We start from the raw sequence: 21,428 nt of genomic DNA, 5'->3' as shown, positions 1-21,428 counted from the left end.
CATGTTGTTATGAATTTCATTCAAGTTTGTAGCTGGGCAAGGCGTCGATCACGCGGGCCTTGGCGATCAGGGAAACATCGCCGTAATCGTCGGCTGCGGACTTTCCGGCATGACCTTGGATCGCGTCGATTATCCGCATATCAAGCCCAAGGTTGCGGGCTTGGCCTTTGAGACGATGCCGCCATGCGTGACTGGGTTGCAGCCCATCCGGGACCAGTTCCACCTCATGCAACCAAGCCGCGATTTTGTTCGACTGCGCCCGCGCCGCAGAAACAGCCTTTGCCGGGTCGGCGGAACCATGAAACAGCGGACCAGCCTTGGCAGATCGCACATAGTCAAGAAAGCCCATCTCGATCACCTGCCGGTGCAGCGGAACATCGCGGAAATGCCCGGCCTTCATCGTGCCAGCCTCGGGGGAAACCCTGACAAACCAGCGCCCATCCTCTTGTAGAACGTCCTGCTTACGAAGTTGCAGCATCTCACCAACACGCGCGCCCGTGAACGCGCACAAGAGCGGAACCCATCTTTTCGCCGCCACGGATTGCTCTTTCTCGCGGACCACCCCGAAAGCATCGGGCTTTGCCTCATAGGCTCGGGACGCCTTCAAGATCGCCAGCGCTTCCTTGTCGGAATAGCCGGGATCGCGGGCACGTTGCTTTTTCGGTTTCGGCTGACGAACGGTCGCCGCGACGTTCTCGGGCAACCGTTCCTCGTCATGCGCCCATTTCAGCATGGATCGAACAGTTGAAAGATAAACATCGTTTGTTGTCTTGGCGCTCAACGTCTTAATAAGTTCGTCGCGCCAGTCCAGCAGATTGCGGCGGGTGATCTGCCGCGCGTCATTGTGCCCGAGAAACTTCCGCAGGTTCTCAATCACCGGGCGTTGCCTGATACCGCCATCCTTCATGAAGCCGGCGGAAACGCGGCTCTTGACGTAATCAGACCAGAGCGCAGTGATTTTGACGGGCTTTAGCGCCTCTGCGCCGCCCGCTGGCGGCTTCACGATGGGGTCGGCAGGCTTGCCGCCATAGTCGCCTTGGTCACGCTCTAGGGTGCGCTGTAGCGCCTCTATCTCGGCCCGCATGATCTGCTTTGCCAGAGCGATGCGCTCACCTGATCCGGGCCGGGCAGTTAGGCTATGCTGGTCAAGGTAAGCATCTATTTCATGCTCAACCAGATGCGTCCGGTTCCCGGTCAGGTCGGCGCGCAGGGCATCCAGCCTAGCCCGCCGCGCGGACTGAGCCAGCGCGGCGGCTTCCCGCAGGTGCATGAGGTCAAGCGATGCATCAAGCACGGCCAGCGGATCGGCCGGCACCGCACCGCTGTTTAGACGCGCCATCAGCTTTGCCCGCTCGGCGTCGATTACCTCTTGCAGCGGATAAGCGGCGCGGGCGGCATCATCCTCGGCCAGCGCAGCCGTGTAGCGTTGCCAGACCGCCCGCCCAAAGTCTTGCGTTGTAATCGGGTCTCTATGGTCGATCCGGTCAGGGTGCGCCAGCCGCTTGGCCTTGGCAATCTCGGCCTGCATCGCCGCAACAGCGGTCGGCAGCAGCTTCATAGCGGCCCTGCGATCCGGCCCGAGGGGTGCCCGCAGTTCAGTCTTGCCGACGATGGTGCGCAGTTCTTTGGGCACCACCAGCCGAGCGAAGAATCTGCCGTCACGGTTCAAAAGGTATCGTTGCGCGCCAGCCATCACAGACCCATTTTGTAACAGAATTTGTGACAGTAGAACGTCCCAACCCCAGCAAAACAACGGATTTCTAGCAATTGCTGGGGAAGCCGTGGAGCGGGTGAAGGGAATCGAACCCTCGTCTTCAGCTTGGGAAGCTGCGGCTCTACCATTGAGCTACACCCGCGAGGCCCGGATTGCTTACTGTCTCGCGCTGGCCGCCGCAAGACCAATCTGCGCCCGGCGCTTCTTCGTTCCCCACATACTCCATCGGCAGCGCAGCCGGGCGGCGGGCAGGCCCCCTGCCCCCCAAGCCTGCGGCCGGGTTTCGCCGGTGGCGCAACGTCGCGGTCCGAAACGGTTTTGGGATTGATCATCCCGTGCGAAACTGTTCGTTATGCAACCGTCAGCAAATAGCCGGAGCAAAACGATGTTCGCGCTATCGCGCCGCATGGCGATTTCCGTGATCCTTCCGCTTGCGGCGGGGCTTGCCCCCATGGCCGCCCTGGCGCAGGATCCCTCGCAGATGCCGCCGCCGCCCGTCACCGTGGTGACGCTTCACGCCCAGGACGTGGCCCTGACCACCACGCTGCCCGGCCGCGTCACCGCCTCGGCCGAGGCCGAGGTGCGGCCGCAGGTCAACGGCATCGTCACCGAACGGCTGTTCGACGAGGGCAGCCATGTGAAGGTCGGCGATCCGCTGTTTCGCATCGACGCCACCACCTACCAGGCCGCCGTCGCCCAGGCCGAAGCCGCCGTGGCCCAGGCCCGCGCCCAGGCCGAGGCGGCGCGCCGCGAGGCCGAGCGCGTGGGCGCCCTGCGCGACCGCCGCGTCGCCAGCGAAAGCACGACCGACAATGCCATCGCCGCCCGCGATTCCGCCGAGGCCGCGGTCAAGGTCGCCGAGGCGCAACTGCAGACCGCCCGGATCGAGCTGGAGCGCACCACCATCCGCGCCGAGCTGGACGGCGAGATCGGCCTGGCCCAGACCAGCCAGGGCGTGCTGGTGACGGCCAGCCAGCCGACGCCGCTGGCCGTGATCCGCAAGCTCGACCCGGTGCATGTGGACGTGACGCAATCGGCGGCCGAGCTGATCCGCTTCCGCCGCGAGATGGCGGCGCAATCCGCCGAGAGCCAGTCGGACCGCAAGGTGACGCTGCGCCTGGCCGACGGCACCGAATACGACCAGGAAGGCCGGCTGACCGCCGCCGAGCCCTATGTGAACGAGACGACGGGCGTGGTGACGCTGCGCCTGGCCTTCGCCAATCCCGACCGCACCCTGCTGCCCGGCATGTATGTCCAGGCAGTCGTGCAGCAGGCCACGGCGCAGAACGTGATCCTTGCCCCGCAGGAAGGCGTCAGCCGCGACCGCCGCGGCCAGCCCATCGCGCTGGTGGTCAATGCCGACAACGCCGTCGAGCAGCGCCAGCTGACCATCCTGCAGGACATGGGCAACAGCTGGATCGTCAGCGAGGGGCTGCATGACGGCGACCGCATCGTGGTCGAGGGCCTGCAGAAGATCGGCCCCGGCATGACCGTGACCCCCGAGGAACGCCAGGCCGCCGCAGCCGAAGCCGCGCAAGACGGGGCCGCCGAGGGCGCTGCGCCCGAAGCCGGGACGGGCGCCGATGCCCCGGCAAGCGCCGGCGAACAGCCTGCGCCCGAAGCCGGGAACGCGGAACAGCCCGCAGAGGAATCCGCAGAGCAACCCGCAGACCAGCCCGCCGCCGAAGGCGCGGGTGCAGAGACCGCAACCGAGACCGGCGCCGGACAGCCGGCGAACTGACCCGGACGCCGCGAGGGAACAGCACAGGAACCGCACATGGCCCGCTTTTTCATCGACCGTCCGGTCTTCGCCTGGGTGATCTCGATCCTGATCATGGGTCTGGGGCTCTTGTCGATCGTCTCGCTGCCGGTGGCGCAATATCCGCAGATCGCGCCGCCCTCGGTGACGATCCGCGCCACCTATCCCGGCGCTTCGGCCGATACGGTCGCCAATACCGTCACCCAGATCATCGAGCAGCAGATGACCGGGCTGGACGGGCTGCGCTATTTCTCGTCCAGCTCGACCTCGGCCGGAACCTCGACGACGACGCTGACCTTCGAGACCGGCACCGATCCCGACATCGCCCAGGTGCAGGTGCAGAACAAGCTGGCGCAGGCCACCGCGCTCCTGCCCGAGCCGGTGCAGCGCCAGGGCATCACGGTCGAGAAATCCGCCTCGGGCTTCCTGATGGTCGTCGGCCTGACCTCGTCGGACGACCGCTATGAACAGGTGGACCTGGCCGACTACCTGATCTCGAACCTGGTCAACGACCTCAGCCGGGTCGAGGGCGTGGGCTCGGTCCAGGTCTTCGGCGCGCAATATGCCATGCGGATCTGGTTGGATCCGTCCAAGCTGGCCGCCTATGAGCTGACGCCCTCGGACGTGGTGGCGGCGGTCTCGTCGGAAAACGCGCAGATCTCGGCCGGCTCCTTCGGCAGCCAGCCGGCGCCCCAGGGGCAGATGCTGAACGCCACCATCACCGCGCAATCGCTGCTCTCCACCCCCGGGGATTTCGAGCAGATCGTGCTGCGCGCGGAACAGGACGGCGGCCTGATCCTGCTGAAGGACGTGGCCCGCGTCGAGATCGGCGCCCAGGACTACATGACCAATGCCCGCTACAACGGCCAGCCGGCCTCGGGCATGGCGATCAGCCTGGCCTCGGGCGCGAACGCGCTGGACACGGCCGAGCGGGTCAAGGCGCGGATGGAGGAATTCGCCCGCTTCTTCCCCGAGGGCATGGATTACGTGATCCCCTTCGACACCACGCCCTTCGTGCTGATCTCGATCGAAGAGGTGGTCAAGACGCTGGTCGAGGCCATCGTGCTGGTGTTCTTCGTCATGCTGCTGTTCCTGCAGAACTGGCGCGCGACGCTGATCCCGACGCTGGCGGTGCCGGTGGTGCTCTTGGGCACCTTCGGCGTGCTGGCGGCGCTTGGCTTTACCATCAACACGCTGACCATGCTGGCCATGGTGCTGGCCATCGGCCTTCTGGTGGACGACGCCATCGTCGTGGTCGAGAACGTCGAGCGCATCATGGAGGAGGAAGGGCTCGAGCCGCGCGAGGCCACCCGCAAGTCCATGGGCCAGATCACCGGGGCGCTGATCGGCATCGCGCTGGTTCTGTCGGCGGTCTTCGTGCCCATGGCCTTCTTCGGCGGCTCGACCGGGGTGATCTACAAGCAGTTCGCCATCACCATCGCCTCGGCCATGGGCCTGTCGGTGCTGGTGGCACTGACGCTGACCCCGGCGCTTTGCGCCACGCTGCTGCGCAATGAACACGGCCACAAGACCCGCGGCTTCTTCGGCCTGTTCAACCGCGGCTTCGACCGCACCATGCAGGGCTATGGCAATTCGGTGAACTGGCTGGTCCGCCGGCCGCTGCGGATGATGCTGATCTATCTGTGCATCGGCGCGGCCATGGTGTTCCTGTTCCTGCGCACCCCCACCGGCTTTCTGCCCGACGAGGACCAGGGCATCATGTTCGTCCTGGTCCAGGGCCCGACCGGCGCCACCTCCGAGCGCACCGATGCGGTGATCGACCAGATCCAGCGCTATTTCGCGGAAAACGAATCCGACAATGTCGAATCCTTCTTCGGCGTCTCGGGCTTCAGCTTCGCCGGCTCGGGGCAGAACATGGGCATCGCCTTCCTGCGGCTGAAGGACTGGGACGAGCGGCCGGGCGCCGGGCAATCGGTGCAGGCCATCGCCGGGCGCGCCTTCCCGGCGCTGATGGGCATCCGCGACGCCATGGTCTTTCCCATCGTGCCGCCCTCGGTGATCGAGCTTGGCAACGTCTCGGGCTTCGACTTCTACCTGCAGGCCCGCGCCGGACAGGCGCATGAGCAATTGCTGGACGCGCGCAACCAGCTGCTGGGCATGTCGGCCCAGGACGGGCGCATCGCCTCGGCCCGGCCGAACGGGCTGGAGGACGCGGCGCAATACAACCTCGACATCGACTGGCGCAAGGCGGGCGCCATGGGGGTCACGGCGACCGACGTGGGCAGCCTGCTCTCGGTGGCCTGGGCGGGGCGCTATGTGAACGACTTCATCGACCGCGGCCGCATCAAGCGGGTCTATGTGCAGGGCGAATCCGAATCGCGCGCGCTGCCGACCGACATCGACAAGTGGCGGGTCAGGAACAACTCGGGCGGGCTGGTGCCGTTTTCCAACTTCGCCGAGGGGCGCTGGAGCTATGGGCCGCAGGGCCTGGACCGCTATAACGGCGTGCCGTCCATGCAGATCCAGGGCAGCCCGGCGCCGGGCGTATCCAGCGGCCAGGCCATGGCCGCGATCGAGGAACTGGCCGGGCAGCTTCCGGCCGGATTCGACGTGGCCTGGACCGGGCTTTCGCTGGAAGAGCAGCAGGCCGGCAACCAGACCATGCTGCTTTACGGCCTGTCGCTGGCGGTGGTGTTCCTGTGCCTGGCCGCGCTTTACGAAAGCTGGTCGATCCCCTTCGCGGTGATGCTGGCCATGCCCATCGGCGTGTTGGGCGCGCTGGTCGGGGCCTGGCTGGGCGGCTTCGACAACGGCGTGTTCTTCCAGGTCGGCCTGCTGACGGTGATCGGCCTGACCGGCAAGAACGCCATCCTGATCGTCGAGTTCGCCCGCGAGCAGGCCGAGCAGGGCAAGCCGCTCTATGAGGCAGTGGTCGAGGCGGCGCGCCAGCGCTTCCGGCCGATCATCATGACCTCGGTCGCCTTCTCGCTGGGCGTGCTGCCGCTGGTGCTCTCCGCCGGCGCCGGCGCGAACGGCCGCAACACCATCGGCGCCACGGTGCTGGGCGGCACCGTCTCGGCCACGGTGCTGGGGGTGCTGTTCGTGCCGCTGTTCTTCGTGCTGGTGCGCCGCGCGCTCGGCCGCCCCGAACCGACCGAGCCCGCCGGCTCGCGCGCCTGAGCCGGGGCCGCGGGAAACGCCAGGGGGGCCGGGGCCAGCACGCGTGCGCCCCGGCCCTTTCGCTTTGCCCCCGCAGCCCGCTTGCCCCGCCCCGATCCGCATCCTAGTCTTTCCCCGAGGAGCCGCCGCCGGCGGCAGGGAGAAAGATGGACGCAACCAGCCACATCGCGGCTGCCGATGACGCGCCTGCCCGGCGCGGGCGGCCGCATGGCGTGGCGTTGCGGCTTCTGGCGCTTGGCGGCTCGGCCTTGGCTTGGCTCGCGATGTGCGCCATCGTCGCCTCGGTGCTGATCCTCAATGCCCGCGGCTCGGTCAGCGACGAGACCGGCTCGGCCTTTCGCCTCGCCAATGCCTTTGCCACGCTGCACCTGCCCACCTCGTTCGAGCGGCGCGACATGATGGAGCAGGCTGCCCGCATCGCCGCCGAGATCGAGGCGCAGCGCCACCTGTCGGCCGAGCTGCGCGATGCGTCCGGCCAGCCGGTCGCGCTGGCCTTGCCGCCGCGCCTGCCGCCCGAGCGGGTGCCGGAATGGTTCGCCGCGCTGATCCGCCCCGAGCCGCAGCGCGAGCTGATCGCCATCGCGCAATATCCCAATGTGCTCGGCGTGCTGGAGATCCGCAGCGATCCCCGCGACGAGATCGCCGAGGCCTGGGCCGATTTCCGGCTGATCCTGCCGCTGCTGGCCGCCATGGCGCTGGCGGCGATCGGCGTGACCATGGCGATCACCGGGCTGGTGCTGCGGCGGCTGGGGCTGCTGGGTGCGGCGCTCGACCGGATGCGGGCGGGCGACCTGGACCATCCCGCGCCGCAGACCGGGCTGGCGGAACTGGCGACGCTGACCGAGGGGGTCAACGCGCTGGCCGCCCACCTGGCCGCCGAGCGGGCCGAGAACCGCCGCCTGCAAGGCCGGATGCTGACCCTGGCCGAGGCCGAGCGCGCCCGCATCGCCAGCGACCTGCACGACGGCATCGGCCCGCAGCTCTTCGCGCTGCAGGCGGCCGTGGGCCAGGCCGGCCGCGCCGCCGAAACCGCCCGCGACCCGGCGCTGGCCGAGGCGCTGGCCGCCGTCTCGCGCCACGCCCAGGCGATCCGGCAAAGTGCCCGCGCCGCCATCGACGACCTGCGCCTGGCCCCGGCCGAGGGCGCGAGCCTGGCCGAGATGCTGCAAGAGCTGCTGATCGAATTTTCCGAGATCGCGCCCGATACCGCCATCACGCTCGACTGCCCGCCGGACCTGCCCGAACCGGGCGAGGCCGGGCGGATCGCGCTTTACCGCTTCGTGCGCGAAAGCGTGCTGAACGCGCTGCGCCATGCCGCGCCGGCCAGGGTGCGGGTCCGGCTGGCGCGCGAGGGCCAGGGGATCACCGCCCAGGTCGCCGACGACGGCGGCGGCCCGCCGGCGCAGGACCGCGCCCGGCTGGGCCAGGCAGGGCTGGGCCAGACCGGGATGCGCGACCGCGCCGGCGCGCTTGGCGGGCGCTACCGGCCGCCCCGGCGCGAGGGCGGCTGGACCCTGACCGAATGCCACCTGCCCTGCCCGACCGACCAAGGACCAGCCCGATGAACGCAACCGCCCTTGCCCCGCCCAAGCCCCTGCGCGTGCTGATCGTGGACGACCACCCGGTCGTGGCCGAGGGCTGGGAATGGATCACCCGCGGCCGCCTGGATTGCCAGGTGATCGCCGCCGCCACCCCCTCGCAGGGCTGGCGGGCCTGGCGTCGGCAGGCGCCGGACGTGATCGTCGTGGACCTGACCATGGGCGAGGCCAAGCTGGCCGGCGCCCGGCTGATCGAGCGGCTGCGCGCCGCGGGCGCAACCCAGCCGATCCTGGTCTTCACCATGCATCGCAGCCCGCTGGTCGCCCGGCGCGCGCTGCAGGCCGGCTGCAACGGCATCATCATGAAGGATTCGCCCTCGGACGAGATCTGCGAGGCGCTGCGCGCGGTGGCGGGCGGCGGCGATTACGTCCCGGCCGACCTGGCGCGCCGCATCGCCCTGCTGGAACGGCCCGGCGCCACCCCGCCCCGCCCGCGCCTGACCCCGCGCGAGCTGGACATCCTGCGCGCCATCGCCGAGGGGCTGAGCTACCGCGAGATCGCCGAGCGGGCCAACATCAGCTACAAGACCGTCTCGAACGTCAGCCAGACGCTCAAGGACAAGCTGTCGGCGCAAAGCTTTGCCGACCTGGTCGTCAAGGCGATCCGCCACCTGGAGGAGACCCGCGACGGGATCTGAGCCATCATGCCACGTTCCTTGCCCCGCCATCCCGTCGCCCGCCCCCTGATCGGCACCCGCATCCGCGAGCGCCGCCTGTCGCTTGGCCGGCGCCAGACCGAGGTGGCGCGGCGGGCCGAGATCTCGGCCGCCTATCTGAACCTGATCGAGCATAACCGCCGCCCGGTGGGCGAGGAGCTGCTGTCGCGACTGGCCCAGGCGCTGGAGATCGACGCGACCGAACTGGCCTCGGACCGCGAGGAGGCGCTGGTCGGCGCCCTGCGCGAGGCGGCGGCCCGCGCCGCCGACCAGCCCGGCGCCCCGGTCGAGCTGGACCAGATCGCCGAATTCGCCGCCCGCTTTCCCGGCTGGGCCTCGGCGCTGGCCGGGACGGCGCGCCGCGCCGATGCGCTGGAGCGGCGGCTGGTCGCGCTGTCGGACCGCATGACCCGCGACCCCTATCTGCTGGCCACGCTGCACGAGGTGCAGTCGGCCGTGACGGCATTGCGCTCGACCGCCTCGATCCTGGCCGAAACGCCCGAGATCGAGCCGGAATGGCGCGACCGCTTCCATGCCAACCTGGACAGCGACAGCCAGCGCCTGTCGCGCACGGCGCAGTCGCTGGTGGCCTATCTGGACAGTTTCGAGGACGAGGCGGTGCCGATGTCGCCGCAGGAAGAGGTCGAGGCCTGGATCGCCGCCGGCCAGCCCGAGCCCTCCGAGGCGGCGGAACTCGCCTCGGACGCGGCGCGGGCCATGGCGCAGGATCTGCTGGCGGCGCAGGCGCGCGACCGCGCCGCCCTGCCCGACGCGGCGCTGGCGGCGGCGGTAGACGGGGCGGGCGAGGCAGCCGACGACCCGGCGCTGATCGCCGCGCGGCTGGGACGGCCGCTGGACCTGGTGCTGCGCCGGCTGGGCATGCTGCGCCCCGGCCCCTGGGCGCAGGCCGGGCTGGTGGTCTGCGACGGCTCGGGCGCGACGCTGTTCCGCCTGGCCGCGCCCGGCTTCGAGCTGCCGCGCCCCGGCGAGGGCTGCGCGCTCTGGCCGCTGTTCGAGGCGCTGGCCCAGCCGCAGCTGCCGGTGGCGCGGCTGATCGAGACCGCGAACGGCAACCGCTTCGCCGCCTGGGCCGTGGCCGAGCGGCTGCTGCCCATGGGCTTCGACGGCCCCGCGCTCAGCCGGGCGCAGATGCTGATCCACCCCGCCGCCGGCCGCGACGCCCGGCCGGTGCTGGGGGTGGGACCGGCCTGCCGCATCTGCCCGCGCCCCGCCTGCACCGCGCGGCACGAGCCCTCGATCCTGGGCCCCGTGTGATCTGGGGCGCCCCGTGATTTTGACAACGCCCCCGCCCGCCCGCATGATCGCCGCAAAACCCCAGGAGGGCCGCCCGTGACCACAGGTGTCGATGTGCTGCTGATCGAGGACGAGCCGAGCATCGCCGAGGCGGTGCGCTTCATCCTGTCGCGCGAGGGCTGGCAATGCGAGCAATGGCCCGAGGGCAGCGACGCGCTTCAGCGCATCCGCGCGCTGGCGCCGCGGCTGGTCATCCTCGACGTGATGCTGCCCGGCCGCAGCGGCGCCGAGGTGCTGGCCGACCTGCGCGCCGATCCCGATCTGCAGGCGCTGCCGGTGCTGCTGCTCAGCGCCCGCGGCATGGCCAACCTGCCGCAGGGCGCCGACCGGACGCTGGCCAAGCCCTTTGCCAATGCCGACCTGCGCGCCATGGTGCGCGAGCTTCTGGACGCGGGCTGAGGTCGCGCATGCGCCGCCTGTTCCTTGGCCGCGACGCCTATCGCCAGCGCCGGCTGGGCGACGCGATCCGCGTCCTGCCGGTGCTGTTTGCGGTGCTGGCGGTGCTGCCGCCGGTCTGGCTGCCGCAATATTTCAGCTATGCGCGCGGCGCGGTCTGGCTGGCAGCAAGCTGGGCGCTGACCATCGCCGCCACCGCCGTCCTGCATCGCGCCATCGGCCGCGCAAAGCCGGAGGACGAGGATGACGCCTGAAACCCTGGGCGCCGCCTCGGTGGTCTATGTCGCGCTGATGTTCCTGCTGGCCCATGCCGCCGACCGCGCCGCCGCGGCCGGCCGCTGGCGCTGGATGGACCGGCCGGTGATCTATACCCTGTCGCTGTCGGTCTATTGCTCGGCCTGGACCTTCTACGGCGCCGTCGGCTACGCCACCCGCTCGGGGCTGGAGTTCCTGACCATCTATCTTGGCCCCGGCATCGTCTTTGCCGGCGCCTGGTGGGGGCTCAGGCGGCTGGTGCGGGTGGCGCGGCTGCATCGCGTGACCTCGATCGCCGACCTGATCTCCAGCCGATTCGGCAAATCCGCCGCCCTGGCCGCGCTGGTGACGCTGATCGGCGTGCTGGCCTCGACCCCCTATATCGCGCTGCAATTGCAATCGGTCTCGATGGCGCTGTCGGCCTTCGCCACCAGCGGCCATCCGCTGCCCGGCAATATCGCGCTGTGGGTGGCGGTCGGGCTGGCCGCCTTTGCCATCCTGTTCGGCACCCGCAACCTGGCCGCGAACGAGCGCCACCACGGCGTCGTCATCGCCATCGCGGTCGAGGCGGTGGTCAAGCTCGCCGCCTTTCTCGCCGTCGGCGCCTTCGTGCTGTGGGGCATCGCCGACGGGCCGGCCGACGTGCTGGCGCGCATCGACCGCATGGCCGTCTCGGCCGGGGGCGAGGGCTGGCAGATCCGGCCCGAGCGCTGGTTCACGCTGATCGCGCTGTCGGGCGCCGCGGTCATGGTGCTGCCGCGCATGTTCCACGTCCTGGTGGTCGAGGCCAGCGACGAGAACCGCCTGCGCCAGGCAGGCTGGGCCTTTCCCGCCTATCTGGCCGCCATGTCCTTCCTGGTCCTGCCCATCGCCGTGGTCGGCATGGACCTGCTGCCCAGGGGCTCGAACCCCGACCTCTACGTCCTGGCGCTGCCCTTGTCGCAGGGCCGCGACACGCTGGCGGCGCTGGTGTTCCTGGGCGGCTTTTCCTCGGCCATGTCGATGGTGGTGGTCAGCGCCATCGCGCTGTCGACGATGATGGCGAACCATTGGCTGGTGCCCTTGTGGCTCTGGCTGCGCCAGACCGCGCTGTCCGAACCGGCGCAGGCGCGCGAGGATCTGGGCACGCTGATGCTGAATGCGCGGCGGCTGGCCATCGTCGCGGTGATCGGCGCGGGCTGGCTTTACCACCGCACCACCGGCGGCACCACGGCGCTGGCCGCCATGGGCACGGTCGCCTTTTCCGGCATGGCGCAGGTGCTGCCGGCCATGGTCGCCGGGCTGGTCTGGCGCGGCGCGACCCGGCGCGGGGCCATCGCCGGCATCGTCGCCGGCGCGCTGATCTGGGGCGGGGCGATCTTCCTGCCCTCGCTGGGCCTCGCTGCGCCGCCGGCCTTTCCGGCAGGGATCGACGCCTTCGCCGGCGCGGTGCTGCTGGCGCTGGCGGTGAACCTGCTGCTTCTGGTGCTGATCTCGCTGGTGGATTTCCCCGACCCGACCGAGCGGCTGCAGGCGCTGTCCTTCGTCCATGCCATCGCCCCCGATGCCGCCGCCAGCGAAACCGCCCCCGCGGTGCAGGCCGAGGCGCTGCTGACGCTGGCCGGGCGGATCTGGGGCAACGACCACGCGCTCGAGGTGTTCCGCAAGGCCGCCGAGGGCCAGGGAAAATCCGGCTATCTTCCCGACCTGACCCCGCGCTTCCTGGCGGATTTCGAACGCCATCTGGCCGGGACGGTGGGCGCGGCCACCGCCTCGGCGCTGATGGCGCGGGTCGGCGGGCGCGGCTCCGTCACCGTGGCCGAGCTGATGGAGGTCGCGGGCGAGGCCAGCCGCGCGCGCGAGGACAACCGCCGGCTGGAGCTGACCTCGGCCGAACTGGCCAGGACTGCCGCCATGCTGCGGGAAAGCAACGAGAAACTGACCGTGCTTTCGGCGCAGAAGGACGCCTTCCTGGGCCAGATCAGCCATGAATTGCGCACGCCCATGACCTCGATCCGCGCCTTTTCCGAGATCCTGATGGAGCCGGACCTGCCCGCCGCCGACCGCAGCCGCTTTGCCGGGATCATCCAGGACGAGGCCGCCCGCATGACCCGGCTGCTGGACGACCTGCTGGACATCTCGGTGCTGGAATCGGGCCGGGCGCAGCTGAAGCCCGGCGTCGTCAACCTGCACGACCTGATCGAGCGCGCGCTGGCCGCGGGCGGGGCAAGCGCCGCGGGGCGCGACTTCGCCATCCGCCGCAACCCCCTGGCCGAGCATCTGCCGGTCATCACCGACCCCGACCGGCTGTTGCAGGTGCTGATCAACGTGATCTCGAACGCGCGGAAATATTGCGACGCCGGCGATCCGGCGATCCGCATCGACACCCGCCGCAGCCCCCAGGGCGGGACCGAGATCGACATCCACGACAACGGCTCGGGCATCGGCCCCGAGAACCGCGCGCTGATCTTCGAGAAATTCGCCCGGCTGGACGATCCCTCGCGCGCAGGCGGCGCCGGGCTGGGGCTGGCGATCTGCAAGGAAATCATGGGGTTCCTTGGCGGCTCGATCAGCTATCTGCCGGGCCAGGGCGGCGCCTGCTTTCGCATCGCGCTGCCGCCCCGCCCGCCGCGCCGGGCGGAAAATGGCGAAAATGCGACGGGTTAAACCTTTCGGCAACCAGTCCGTGCCATCTTGCGCCAAAGGCAGCATCGATTCGGGCCGCAATGGAAAGCGTAGCAAGGCAACAGTCGGACGACCCCGGACAGGCCGGGGCGGATCGGGACGGGTCCGCCGCCCCGGCCCCCGGCCAGGTGCTGCGCCGCCTGATCGCCGAACGCGACCGGGCCCGCGCGGCGGCCGGCCCCTCGGCCCGGCAGGTCGCCGAATTCCGGCTGGAGCGTGCCGCCGCCACCGCCCTGGCCCGCGCGGCCGAGAAGCAGCTGCGCCTGCCGGTCTTTGTCGAAAAGGTGGAACGCTCGGGCATGGTGCCGGCCGAACTGCCCGAACTCCTGCCCGAGCGCGCCTTGCTGGCCGTGATCGGGGGGCGGCGCGACGCGCTTGGCGTGGTCGCAGTCTGCCCCGACCTGCTGGCCGCGCTGATCGAGATGCAGGCGATCGGCCGCGTGACCTCGCGCCCCGCGCCGCCGCGCAAGCCGACGCGAACGGATGCCGCGATCTCGGCGGATTTCGTGAATGCGCTTCTGGCCGAACTGGGCCGGGAATGCGCGGCGCAGCCGGGCTGCCCGGATTTCGGCGCCTTCCGCTATGCGACCTATCTGGACGATCCCCGCCCGCTGTTGCTGATGCTGGAAGAGGGCGAGATGGCGCGGCTGGACTTCCGCTTCCGCCTGGGCAGCGGCGGGCAGCGCGACGGCCGGCTGATGATCGCCCTGCCGGTCGAGCCGGGGACGCTGGCCGATCCGCCTTCGCCCGGCGCCGGGAACCGGGCGCAACTGCCCGCCCCGGCCGGGGCCCCGCCCGTGCCGGCAACGCTGGCCGGGCCGGTGCAGCAGGCGCCGGTGCGGCTGGCCGGCATTCTCTGCCGCCGCAGTCTGAGCCTGCACCAACTGCGCGGCCTGACACCCGGATCGCTGTTGCCCCTGCCGCAGAACGTGCTGGACGAAGCCAGGGTGGAAACCGCGCGCGGCCAGCTGCTGGCCCGCGGACGGCTGGGCGAAAAGGACGGGTTCCACGCCATCCGCCTGCGCGACATCAGCCAGGACGCGGCGCCCGCCACCCCTTCGCCCGCGCAGGACGGCTGGCGGGCGGAAGGCTTCGGACCGCCGCCCGAGGGGATGACGCCCGCCGACCAGGCCGAATTGCCGCTCGCGGATCTCGACCACCCCGATGCCTTCCGCCCCGCCGAGCCGCTGCCGCCCATGGTCAGCACCGGATGAACCACCGACACATAACCCTGCTCAATTGCCGTTCAGGGATCTTGGCCATCCGGCGCATTCCACACCCCCGAGCCAGAACCGCCATTGGTCAGGGAGATGATCCTGGCGCACGACCCCGGCCGATTGCCACTCGCGGATCTTGACCACATGATAACCCCCGCACCGCCCAGCCGCTGCCCACCATGGTCAAGCCTGGATGACCTGTCGTCGCACAGCCCTGCCCCATGGCCGCTCGCGGATCTTGGCCGCCCGGCGCATTCCGCGCTGCCGAGCCGCAGCCGCCGTTGGTCAGGGGGATAATCCTGGCGCGCAGCTCCGCCCGACTACTGCTCGTGAATCCCGGCCACCCGATCCCCCTTCGCACCGCCAAGCCGATGTCGGCCATGATCAAGGCCGGTCGACCCATCCGACGCAGCCTCGCCCCTATAGCCGCAATCACGCAACTTTTCCGCGAAATAGCCGCGCTGACAGGCCATCCGGCCCAGGAAAGCCCGCCCAGGTCCAGATTCCCCTTGAAAAACCGCCCGTCTGGACGCATGTAGCTTGCGCCCGCCCAAGGCGCGGGTCATCCTACAGGAGAGAACATGGCCAAGGAAGAAATGCTCGAATTTCCCGGTGTCGTGAAGGAACTCCTGCCCAACGCGACATTCCGGGTCGAGCTAGAGAACGGCCATGAGATCATCGCGCATATGGCAGGAAAGATGCGCAAGAACCGCATCCGCGTCCTCGCCGGCGACAAGGTCCAGGTGGAAATGAACACCTACGACCTGACCAAGGGGCGGATCAATTACCGCTTCAAGTAAGCCCGCCGACCGTCCGGGAGCCTAGGATGACGGCGCCGCAAGACCTGCGGGGCGCTGCCCAGTCCCCGCCGCAAAGCGCCGCCGCGCCGGCGCTGATCCTCGGCTCGGCCAGTCCGCGCCGGCTGGAACTGCTGGCCCAGATCGGCATTGTGCCGGACAGGATCCTGCCGGCGGAAATCGACGAATCCCCGCATCGCGGCGAAAACCCGCGCGACTATGTCCGGCGCATGGCGCGCGAAAAGGCCGCGGCGCTTGCCGGCCTGGCCGAGGACGCCGTCCTTTGCGCCGACACCGCCGTCGTGGCGGGGCGCCGGATCCTGGGCAAGCCCGCCGATGCCGCCGAGGCGCGGCGCTTCCTGCAGCTGCTCTCGGGTCGCCGGCACCGGGTGCTGACCTCGGTCGCGCTGACCCATGGCGGCCGGCTGCGCGAACGGCTGGTGGACACCGCGATCCGCTTCCGCCCCCTTACCGCCACGCAGATCGAAGCCTATCTCGCCACCGGCGAATGGCAGGGCAAGGCCGGCGCCTATGCCATCCAGGGCCATGCCTCGGCCTTTGCCATCTGGATGCAGGGCTCCTACAGCGGCGTCGTCGGGCTGCCGCTGGCCGAAACCGCGGCCCTTCTGGCCGCCATCGGAATCCAAGGAAAAACGACATGAAGGGACGCCAGATCGTCCTGGGACGGATCTTCGGCCGCGATGCGGCGGCGCTGATGCAGGACGGCCGGCTGGAGGATCTGATCGTCGATCCGGCGGGCGCGACCCCGCTTGCCCCCGGCGCGATCTGCCGCGCCAGGGTGGACCGGCTGGTCAAGGGCCAGGGCGGCGTCTTCCTGCGCCTGCCGAACGGCGCCCGCGGCTTCCTGCGCGACCGCTCGGGGCTGCGCGAGGGCCAGTCGCTGCTGGTCCAGGTCAGCGGCTGCGCCGAGGACGGCAAGGCGGTCCCGGTCTCGGCCCGGCTGAATTTCCGCGGCCGGCACGTCATCGTGACGCCCGGCGCGCCGGGCGTGAACGTCTCGCGCCGGATTCGCGACGCCGCGCTGCGCGAGGGGCTGGTGCGCCTTGGCTCGTCCGCCCTGGACGGCCATGAGGATGCGCCCGGCATCGTCTTTCGCTCCGTCGCGGCCACGGCCCAGGAGGACGAGATCGCGGCCGAGCTTGGGCAACTGCTTGAGCTGGCGCAAGCCGTCACGGCCGATTGCGAAGGGGCACCCGAGCTGCTGCTCGACGCGCCCGAGCCCGCCCAACAGGCCTGGCAGGATTGGGCCGACCCGGCGCCCGACGCCGTCGAGGACGGGCCCGATGCCTTCGAGGCGACCGGGGCCGAGGCGGCGGCGCTCCAACTGCTGCACCCGCGGCTGGACCTGGGCGGCGGCGCCTGGGCCGAGATCGAGGCGCTGCGCGCGCTGGTCGCCATCGACGTCAACACCGGCAGCGACCATTCGCCGGCGGCGGGGCTCAAGGCGAATATTGCCCTGGCGCGCGACCTGTCGCGGCAATTGCGGCTGCGCGGTCTTGGCGGCCAGATCGTCGTGGATTTCGCGCCCATGCCCAAGCGCGATCGCGGCACGCTGGACCAGGTGCTGCGCGCCGCCTTCCGCCCCGACCCGGCCGAGACGGTGCTGATCGGCTGGACCGCGATGGGGCTTTACGAGATCAGCCGCAAGCGCGACCGCGTGCCGCTGGCGCGCCTTGCCCGGCCGGAGGACATGGCATGAAATGCCCGATCTGCGGCAAGCCCGCCGCCGAGCGTTATCGCCCCTTCTGCTCGCGCCGTTGCGCGGATGTGGACCTGGCGCATTGGCTGCGCGGCGACTACCGCATTCCCGGCGAGCGGGTGCCGGATAATGACAGGGAAGAGTGAAAATTTTGTTTTTGGCTCTGGACAGCGGAGCGGCCCTGCCATAACAACGCGCCAGTCCGAAGCAAGACGCTCGGCGCCCGGATAGCTCAGTTGGTAGAGCAGCGGATTGAAAATCCGCGTGTCGGTGGTTCGAATCCGCCTCCGGGCACCATTTAACTCCTTGAAAGCATAATGATAGTTTCAAGGCGTTTCTTGGCGCAAGAGTGACACAAAGCCCCTCATCTGCTGTCGTTTGACACGAAGATCTGCAGGACGCGGAAGACGGCGGATAGACCCAACAAGGCCGCGTGACACCAGCAGAAGCCGTCCTGAACGGCCGTGCAGCGAGTCATGCAAGGTAATCGGGACGGCCGATAAACTCGGCGATCCGACGCTGGCCCGAGGCCGCACGAGCCTGGCGCCGGCCCCCAACCTGACATCGCAGACCCCGACCTCGGGGACCACGCCGGCGGAAGGGGGAAGTCCCGGCCGAGACCTGCGAACAGGGGCGCCGACCGCTTTCCTAGGAGCTCGGCGGCAAGCGGAAGCCGATCCGGGCAAGCGCAGGGTGGCGCCGGCCCGGCCGTTTCCGGCATTCGTCAGCCGCGGCGCAACTGCTCGAGCAATGCGGCCGAGGGCTCGCCCGTCACCGGCAGCCCGCGCGAGGCCTGATAGGCCCGGATGGCGCTGGTCGTGTTCGAGCCGACGTTGCCGTCCACCCCCTGCGTGTCGAAGCCGCGGGCCGTCAGCAGGCGCTGCATCTCCTTGCGCTGCTCGATGCGCAGGCCGGGATGGTCGGCCGGCCAGGGATTGGCCAACCCCGGATAGCCCTTGAGCCGGTCCGCCAGATGCGACACCGCCAGCGCATAGCTGTCGGCATTGTTGTAGCGCAGGATGGCGTGGAAGTTGCGGGTGATCAGGAAGGCCGCGCCCGAGGCACCGCCGGGAACGATCAGCTCGGTCGAGGTGCCTGCGGGCGGCAGCGGCCGCTGGTTGGCCTGGCGCACGCCCAGAGACTGCCATTCCGCGACGCTGCGCCGCTTGCCCTTGCCGGCCAGCGCGGTGTTGAAGCCGGGCGGCAGAGTGACCTCGACCGCCGCCGGCAGGCCGCGCTGCCAGCCCGATTTCGCCAGGTAGTTCGCGGCCGAGGCCAGCGCGTCGGACGGGTCGTTCGACCAGATGTCGCGCCGGCCATCGCCGGTGAAATCGACCGCGAAGCTGAGATAGGTGGTCGGGATGAACTGGGTGTGGCCCATGGCGCCGGCCCAGCTGCCGGTCATGTGGCCGGGGTCGATGTCGCCCGATTGCAGGATCTTCAGCGCCGCCATCAGCTGGCTGCGGAAGAAGGCGCCGCGATAGCCCTCATAGCCCAGGGTGGCCAGGCTTTCGATCAGGGGCAGGTCGCCGCGCCGCTCGCCATAGGTCGATTCCATGCCCCAGACCGCCGCGACGACCTCCTTGTCGACGCCATAGGTCGCCTCGATCCGGCTCAGCACGCCGCCATATTGCGCCAGCGCCGCCCGGCCGTTGGTCTGGCGCTTTTCCGAAACCGCGTTCTCCAGGTATTCCCACAGGGATTTCTTGAACTCGGCCTGGTTCTGCGAACGGCGCAGCGCCTCGGGGTTGTAGGTCACGTCGCGGAAGGCGAACTCCAGCGTGCTGTCGCTGATGCCCTGGCCGCGGGCGCTGGCCTTGAAGCCTTCGACCCAGTTGCGCAGCCCGGCGACCTTTTCGGCCGGCGGGTTCTGGTAGCGGCCCCATTTGATCTCCTGGCTTTGCTGGGGAACGCCCGCGCCGGGATATTGGCCGGCGCAGCCGCCAAGCAGCAGAGCCATGGCCGTGAGCGTTGCCGAAAGTCGCAATGAAAGCCGCATTCCTGTCCCCTTGGTCGAGCCTTTTGTCCTAGCCTAGCGTCCGTTTTCCCGCGCCGAAAGCCGGAAAACCCGCGGCGGCAAGAGGCCGCCTTTCGGCAGGCTCGGGCGGCACCAGGGCCTTATTCGGCCCGCAGCGGGGTCCAGATCACCTCGTCGATCCGCGGCGCGCCGGTGGCCAGCATCACCAGCCGGTCGAACCCCAGCGCGCAGCCCGCGGCCGGCGGCATGAAGGCCAGCGCGGCCAGGAAATCCTCGTCCAGCGGGTAACGCTCGCCATAGATGCGGGCCTTCTCCGCCATCTCCAACTGGAAGCGGCGGCGCTGTTCGGCGGGGTCAGTCAACTCGCCGAAGCCGTTGGCCAGCTCGACGCCGCAGGCGTAAAGCTCGAACCGCTCGGCCTCGCGCGGCTCGTCCGCGGCAGGTCGCGCCAGCGCCGCCTCGGCCGCCGGGTAGCGGTCGAGGATCAGCGGCCGGCCATGGCCCAGATGCGGCTCGACCCGTTCCACCAGCACGCGCGACAGGATGTCGGACCAGCCGTCGTCCGCAGCCAGGTGCACCCCCTGCACCTCGGCCTGGGCGCGCAGGGCGGCCACGTCGGTCTCGGCCCCGTCGCAGGTCGCCAGCAGGTCGATGCCGGCAAATTCGCGGAAGGCCTGCGCCACCGTCATCACCTCGGGCGTGGCATAGGGATCGCATTCGGCGCCGCGAAAACGCAGCATCTCGGCGCCCGCAACCTCGGCGGCATGGCGCAGGTATTGCGCGCAATCGTCGAAAAGCACGCGATAATCCTCGCCCGCGCGATACCATTCCAGCATGCAGAACTCGGGGCTGTGCAGCGGCCCGCGCTCGCGGTTGCGCCAGACATGGCTGAAAGCGAAGATGCGCGCCTCGCCCGCGGCCAGCAGCTTTTTCATCGCGAATTCCGGGCTGGTATGCAGATACATCCGCCGCGGCACGCCGTCGTTGCCGATCTGGTCGGTGGCGAAGGCATGCAGATGCGCCTCGTTACCCGGACTGACGGCCAGGGCCAGCGGATCGACCTCGACGAAATCCTGCGCGCCCAGCCAGTCGCGGATCGCGGCCTGGATGCGGTTTCGCGCCAGCAGCAGCGGCCGGCGCCCGGCATGGCGGCCCTGGTCCCACCAGGGGCTTTCGTCGGCGGGTTTCATGCGCGCACCTCTTGCATCTGTGTCGTTTTCCGCTTGCGGCTGGCGCAAAGCTGGGAAAAACGCTATGGGATGTCATCTGCCGGACTTGGTATCCGGCATCCCGGAATTTGAAAAGCAGGCAAGGGAACCGCCTTGAAAGTCATCGCCTCCAGCCTTCGCAAAGGCAATGTCGTCGAGATCGACGGCAAGCTCCATGTCGTCCTGACCGCGACCAACTTCCACCCCGGCAAGGGCACGCCAACGACCCAGGTCGAGCTGCGCCGCATCTCGGACGGCAACAAGGTCTCGGAGCGCTGGAAGACCACCGAACAGGTCGAGCGCGCCCATGTCGACGAACGCGCCTATAATTTCCTCTACGAGGACGGCGAGGGCTTCCACTTCATGGAGCCGGAAAGCTATGAGCAGGTCGTGGTCTCGCCCGACGTGGTCGGCGACGACAAGGTGTTCCTGGAAGACGGCATCAGCGTCTTCCTGCAGGTCCATAACGGCGTCGCCATCGCCATCGAGCTGCCGCAGAAGGTGACGGTCGAGGTGGTCGAGACCGAGCCGGTGGTCAAGGGCCAGACCGCCTCGTCCAGCTACAAGCCGGCGATGGCGCATAACGGCGTGCGCATCATGGTGCCGCCGCATATCGGCGTGGGCACCAAGGTCGTCATCAACACCGCCGACCTGACCTATGTCGAGCGCGCCAAGAGCTGATTCCTGATCCGGTGCGGGGCGCGCGCTCCGCCGCCCCGCACCTTGCCTTTCACAGGGCCTTTCAAAAGGCATTTCACCGGGCGCTGCCGCGAGTCAATCGGCAGTCGCGGCCCCGATGGTTCCGCCCACCACCGCCCCCGCGGGACCGGCGATGACCGCCCCGCCCAGACCGCCCGTGGCGGCGCGTTCGGTGGGATTGTCGCCGCAGCCGGCCAGCGCAAGCAGCATGGCGGAAACGGCGGTCGCAATCAGGCTACGCATCTTGCTTTCCTCCTTCAGGGCGGCGAAACGCCGCCCCTATCCCAGACAAGACGCGCAGCCCCGCCTTGC

The 21,428-nt window shown here is 69.6% G+C and carries 18 protein-coding genes and 2 tRNA genes; 15 read left to right on the top strand and 5 right to left on the bottom strand.

What is annotated here, in order from left to right; all coding sequences use genetic code 11:
- Window positions 1-16 precede the first annotated feature (16 nt).
- Window positions 17-1,693: a tyrosine-type recombinase/integrase gene (locus E3U26_RS20690; RefSeq protein WP_499107504.1), complete on the bottom strand. Its 1,677-nt coding sequence runs from the start codon at window positions 1,691-1,693 to the stop codon at window positions 17-19.
- Window positions 1,694-1,782: 89 nt separating this feature from the next.
- Window positions 1,783-1,856: transfer RNA gene (locus tag E3U26_RS20685), tRNA-Gly, on the bottom strand.
- Between the two features lie 243 nt (window positions 1,857-2,099).
- Between E3U26_RS20685 and E3U26_RS20680 the strand changes: the two genes are divergently transcribed.
- The 14 genes from E3U26_RS20680 (at window position 2,100) to E3U26_RS20615 (ending at window position 17,528) form a co-directional block, all read left to right on the top strand.
- Entirely contained in the window at window positions 2,100-3,455 is a 1,356-nt protein-coding gene (locus tag E3U26_RS20680; protein WP_114535448.1) for an efflux RND transporter periplasmic adaptor subunit, read from the top strand.
- 36 nt (window positions 3,456-3,491) lie between these two features.
- On the top strand, window positions 3,492-6,614 hold the full coding sequence (locus E3U26_RS20675; protein ID WP_243784217.1) for an efflux RND transporter permease subunit: 3,123 nt from the start codon (window positions 3,492-3,494) through the stop codon (window positions 6,612-6,614).
- Window positions 6,615-6,760: 146 nt separating this feature from the next.
- Window positions 6,761-8,179 carry a LapD/MoxY N-terminal periplasmic domain-containing protein gene (locus E3U26_RS20670; RefSeq protein WP_499107502.1) on the top strand — a complete coding sequence of 473 codons (1,419 nt, stop codon included), beginning with the start codon at window positions 6,761-6,763 and terminating at the stop codon, window positions 8,177-8,179.
- Window positions 8,176-8,850: a response regulator transcription factor gene (locus E3U26_RS20665; RefSeq protein ID WP_036753863.1), complete on the top strand. Its 675-nt coding sequence runs from the start codon at window positions 8,176-8,178 to the stop codon at window positions 8,848-8,850. Before E3U26_RS20670 ends, E3U26_RS20665 begins: the two co-directional genes overlap by 4 nt.
- A 6-nt stretch (window positions 8,851-8,856) precedes the next feature.
- Complete coding sequence (locus E3U26_RS20660; RefSeq protein ID WP_499107500.1) at window positions 8,857-10,143, top strand: helix-turn-helix transcriptional regulator; 1,287 nt, start codon at window positions 8,857-8,859, stop codon at window positions 10,141-10,143.
- Between the two features lie 75 nt (window positions 10,144-10,218).
- Window positions 10,219-10,581, top strand: a complete 363-nt coding sequence (locus tag E3U26_RS20655; RefSeq protein ID WP_036753857.1) for a response regulator transcription factor — start codon at window positions 10,219-10,221, stop codon at window positions 10,579-10,581.
- An 8-nt stretch (window positions 10,582-10,589) separates the two neighbouring features.
- Window positions 10,590-10,832: a hypothetical protein gene (locus E3U26_RS20650; protein ID WP_036753854.1), complete on the top strand. Its 243-nt coding sequence runs from the start codon at window positions 10,590-10,592 to the stop codon at window positions 10,830-10,832.
- Window positions 10,822-13,479 (top strand): ATP-binding protein, encoded by a 2,658-nt coding sequence (locus E3U26_RS20645; protein WP_499107498.1) that lies wholly within the window; start codon window positions 10,822-10,824, stop codon window positions 13,477-13,479. Before E3U26_RS20650 ends, E3U26_RS20645 begins: the two co-directional genes overlap by 11 nt.
- A 59-nt stretch (window positions 13,480-13,538) precedes the next feature.
- Window positions 13,539-14,711, top strand: a complete 1,173-nt coding sequence (locus E3U26_RS20640; protein ID WP_499107496.1) for a FliM/FliN family flagellar motor C-terminal domain-containing protein — start codon at window positions 13,539-13,541, stop codon at window positions 14,709-14,711.
- Window positions 14,712-15,295: 584 nt separating this feature from the next.
- On the top strand, window positions 15,296-15,514 hold the full coding sequence (infA, locus tag E3U26_RS20635; protein WP_010397442.1) for a translation initiation factor IF-1: 219 nt from the start codon (window positions 15,296-15,298) through the stop codon (window positions 15,512-15,514).
- Between the two features lie 26 nt (window positions 15,515-15,540).
- Window positions 15,541-16,173, top strand: coding sequence for a Maf family protein (locus tag E3U26_RS20630; RefSeq protein ID WP_499107491.1), 633 nt, complete (start codon window positions 15,541-15,543; stop codon window positions 16,171-16,173).
- A complete protein-coding gene (locus E3U26_RS20625; protein ID WP_499107489.1) occupies window positions 16,170-17,231 on the top strand; it encodes a ribonuclease E/G in 1,062 nt (353 codons plus the stop codon). The genes E3U26_RS20630 and E3U26_RS20625 overlap by 4 nt, the downstream gene beginning before the upstream one ends.
- Window positions 17,228-17,377, top strand: coding sequence for a DNA gyrase inhibitor YacG (locus E3U26_RS20620; protein ID WP_036753846.1), 150 nt, complete (start codon window positions 17,228-17,230; stop codon window positions 17,375-17,377). The genes E3U26_RS20625 and E3U26_RS20620 overlap by 4 nt, the downstream gene beginning before the upstream one ends.
- 75 nt (window positions 17,378-17,452) lie before the next feature.
- Window positions 17,453-17,528, top strand: a tRNA-Phe gene (locus E3U26_RS20615).
- Between the two features lie 427 nt (window positions 17,529-17,955).
- On the opposite strand, the gene E3U26_RS20610 is transcribed toward E3U26_RS20615, so the two are convergent.
- Window positions 17,956-19,230 carry a lytic murein transglycosylase gene (locus tag E3U26_RS20610; protein ID WP_114534940.1) on the bottom strand — a complete coding sequence of 425 codons (1,275 nt, stop codon included), beginning with the start codon at window positions 19,228-19,230 and terminating at the stop codon, window positions 17,956-17,958.
- A gap of 119 nt (window positions 19,231-19,349) precedes the next feature.
- Window positions 19,350-20,399 carry an EF-P lysine aminoacylase GenX gene (gene epmA, locus E3U26_RS20605; RefSeq protein WP_499107488.1) on the bottom strand — a complete coding sequence of 350 codons (1,050 nt, stop codon included), beginning with the start codon at window positions 20,397-20,399 and terminating at the stop codon, window positions 19,350-19,352.
- A 132-nt stretch (window positions 20,400-20,531) separates the two neighbouring features.
- On the opposite strand from epmA, the gene efp reads away from it, so the two are divergent.
- Complete coding sequence (gene efp / locus E3U26_RS20600; protein WP_036753836.1) at window positions 20,532-21,098, top strand: elongation factor P; 567 nt, start codon at window positions 20,532-20,534, stop codon at window positions 21,096-21,098.
- Window positions 21,099-21,191: 93 nt separating this feature from the next.
- Here efp and E3U26_RS20595 read toward each other — a convergent pair whose 3' ends face one another.
- A complete protein-coding gene (locus E3U26_RS20595) occupies window positions 21,192-21,359 on the bottom strand; it encodes a hypothetical protein (RefSeq protein WP_166435403.1) in 168 nt (55 codons plus the stop codon).
- Window positions 21,360-21,428 lie beyond the last annotated feature (69 nt).

This window comes from Paracoccus ferrooxidans, from assembly GCF_029909815.1.
Lineage (GTDB): Bacteria > Pseudomonadota > Alphaproteobacteria > Rhodobacterales > Rhodobacteraceae > Paracoccus > Paracoccus versutus.
This window is presented reverse-complemented; position numbering and strand designations above follow the sequence as displayed.

What these genes read in the sequence shown, in the direction of transcription:
- E3U26_RS20690 (WP_499107504.1), bottom strand. Translation starts at nt 1,693, where the DNA reads ATGGCTGGCGCGCAACGATACCTTTTGAACCGTGACGGCAGATTCTTC.
- E3U26_RS20680 (WP_114535448.1), top strand. Translation starts at nt 2,100, where the DNA reads ATGTTCGCGCTATCGCGCCGCATGGCGATTTCCGTGATCCTTCCGCTT.
- E3U26_RS20675 (WP_243784217.1), top strand. Translation starts at nt 3,492, where the DNA reads ATGGCCCGCTTTTTCATCGACCGTCCGGTCTTCGCCTGGGTGATCTCG.
- E3U26_RS20670 (WP_499107502.1), top strand. Translation starts at nt 6,761, where the DNA reads ATGGACGCAACCAGCCACATCGCGGCTGCCGATGACGCGCCTGCCCGG.
- E3U26_RS20665 (WP_036753863.1), top strand. Translation starts at nt 8,176, where the DNA reads ATGAACGCAACCGCCCTTGCCCCGCCCAAGCCCCTGCGCGTGCTGATC.
- E3U26_RS20660 (WP_499107500.1), top strand. Translation starts at nt 8,857, where the DNA reads ATGCCACGTTCCTTGCCCCGCCATCCCGTCGCCCGCCCCCTGATCGGC.
- E3U26_RS20650 (WP_036753854.1), top strand. Translation starts at nt 10,590, where the DNA reads ATGCGCCGCCTGTTCCTTGGCCGCGACGCCTATCGCCAGCGCCGGCTG.
- E3U26_RS20645 (WP_499107498.1), top strand. Translation starts at nt 10,822, where the DNA reads ATGACGCCTGAAACCCTGGGCGCCGCCTCGGTGGTCTATGTCGCGCTG.
- E3U26_RS20640 (WP_499107496.1), top strand. Translation starts at nt 13,539, where the DNA reads ATGGAAAGCGTAGCAAGGCAACAGTCGGACGACCCCGGACAGGCCGGG.
- infA (WP_010397442.1), top strand. Translation starts at nt 15,296, where the DNA reads ATGGCCAAGGAAGAAATGCTCGAATTTCCCGGTGTCGTGAAGGAACTC.
- E3U26_RS20630 (WP_499107491.1), top strand. Translation starts at nt 15,541, where the DNA reads ATGACGGCGCCGCAAGACCTGCGGGGCGCTGCCCAGTCCCCGCCGCAA.
- E3U26_RS20625 (WP_499107489.1), top strand. Translation starts at nt 16,170, where the DNA reads ATGAAGGGACGCCAGATCGTCCTGGGACGGATCTTCGGCCGCGATGCG.
- E3U26_RS20620 (WP_036753846.1), top strand. Translation starts at nt 17,228, where the DNA reads ATGAAATGCCCGATCTGCGGCAAGCCCGCCGCCGAGCGTTATCGCCCC.
- E3U26_RS20610 (WP_114534940.1), bottom strand. Translation starts at nt 19,230, where the DNA reads ATGCGGCTTTCATTGCGACTTTCGGCAACGCTCACGGCCATGGCTCTG.
- epmA (WP_499107488.1), bottom strand. Translation starts at nt 20,399, where the DNA reads ATGAAACCCGCCGACGAAAGCCCCTGGTGGGACCAGGGCCGCCATGCC.
- E3U26_RS20595 (WP_166435403.1), bottom strand. Translation starts at nt 21,359, where the DNA reads ATGCGTAGCCTGATTGCGACCGCCGTTTCCGCCATGCTGCTTGCGCTG.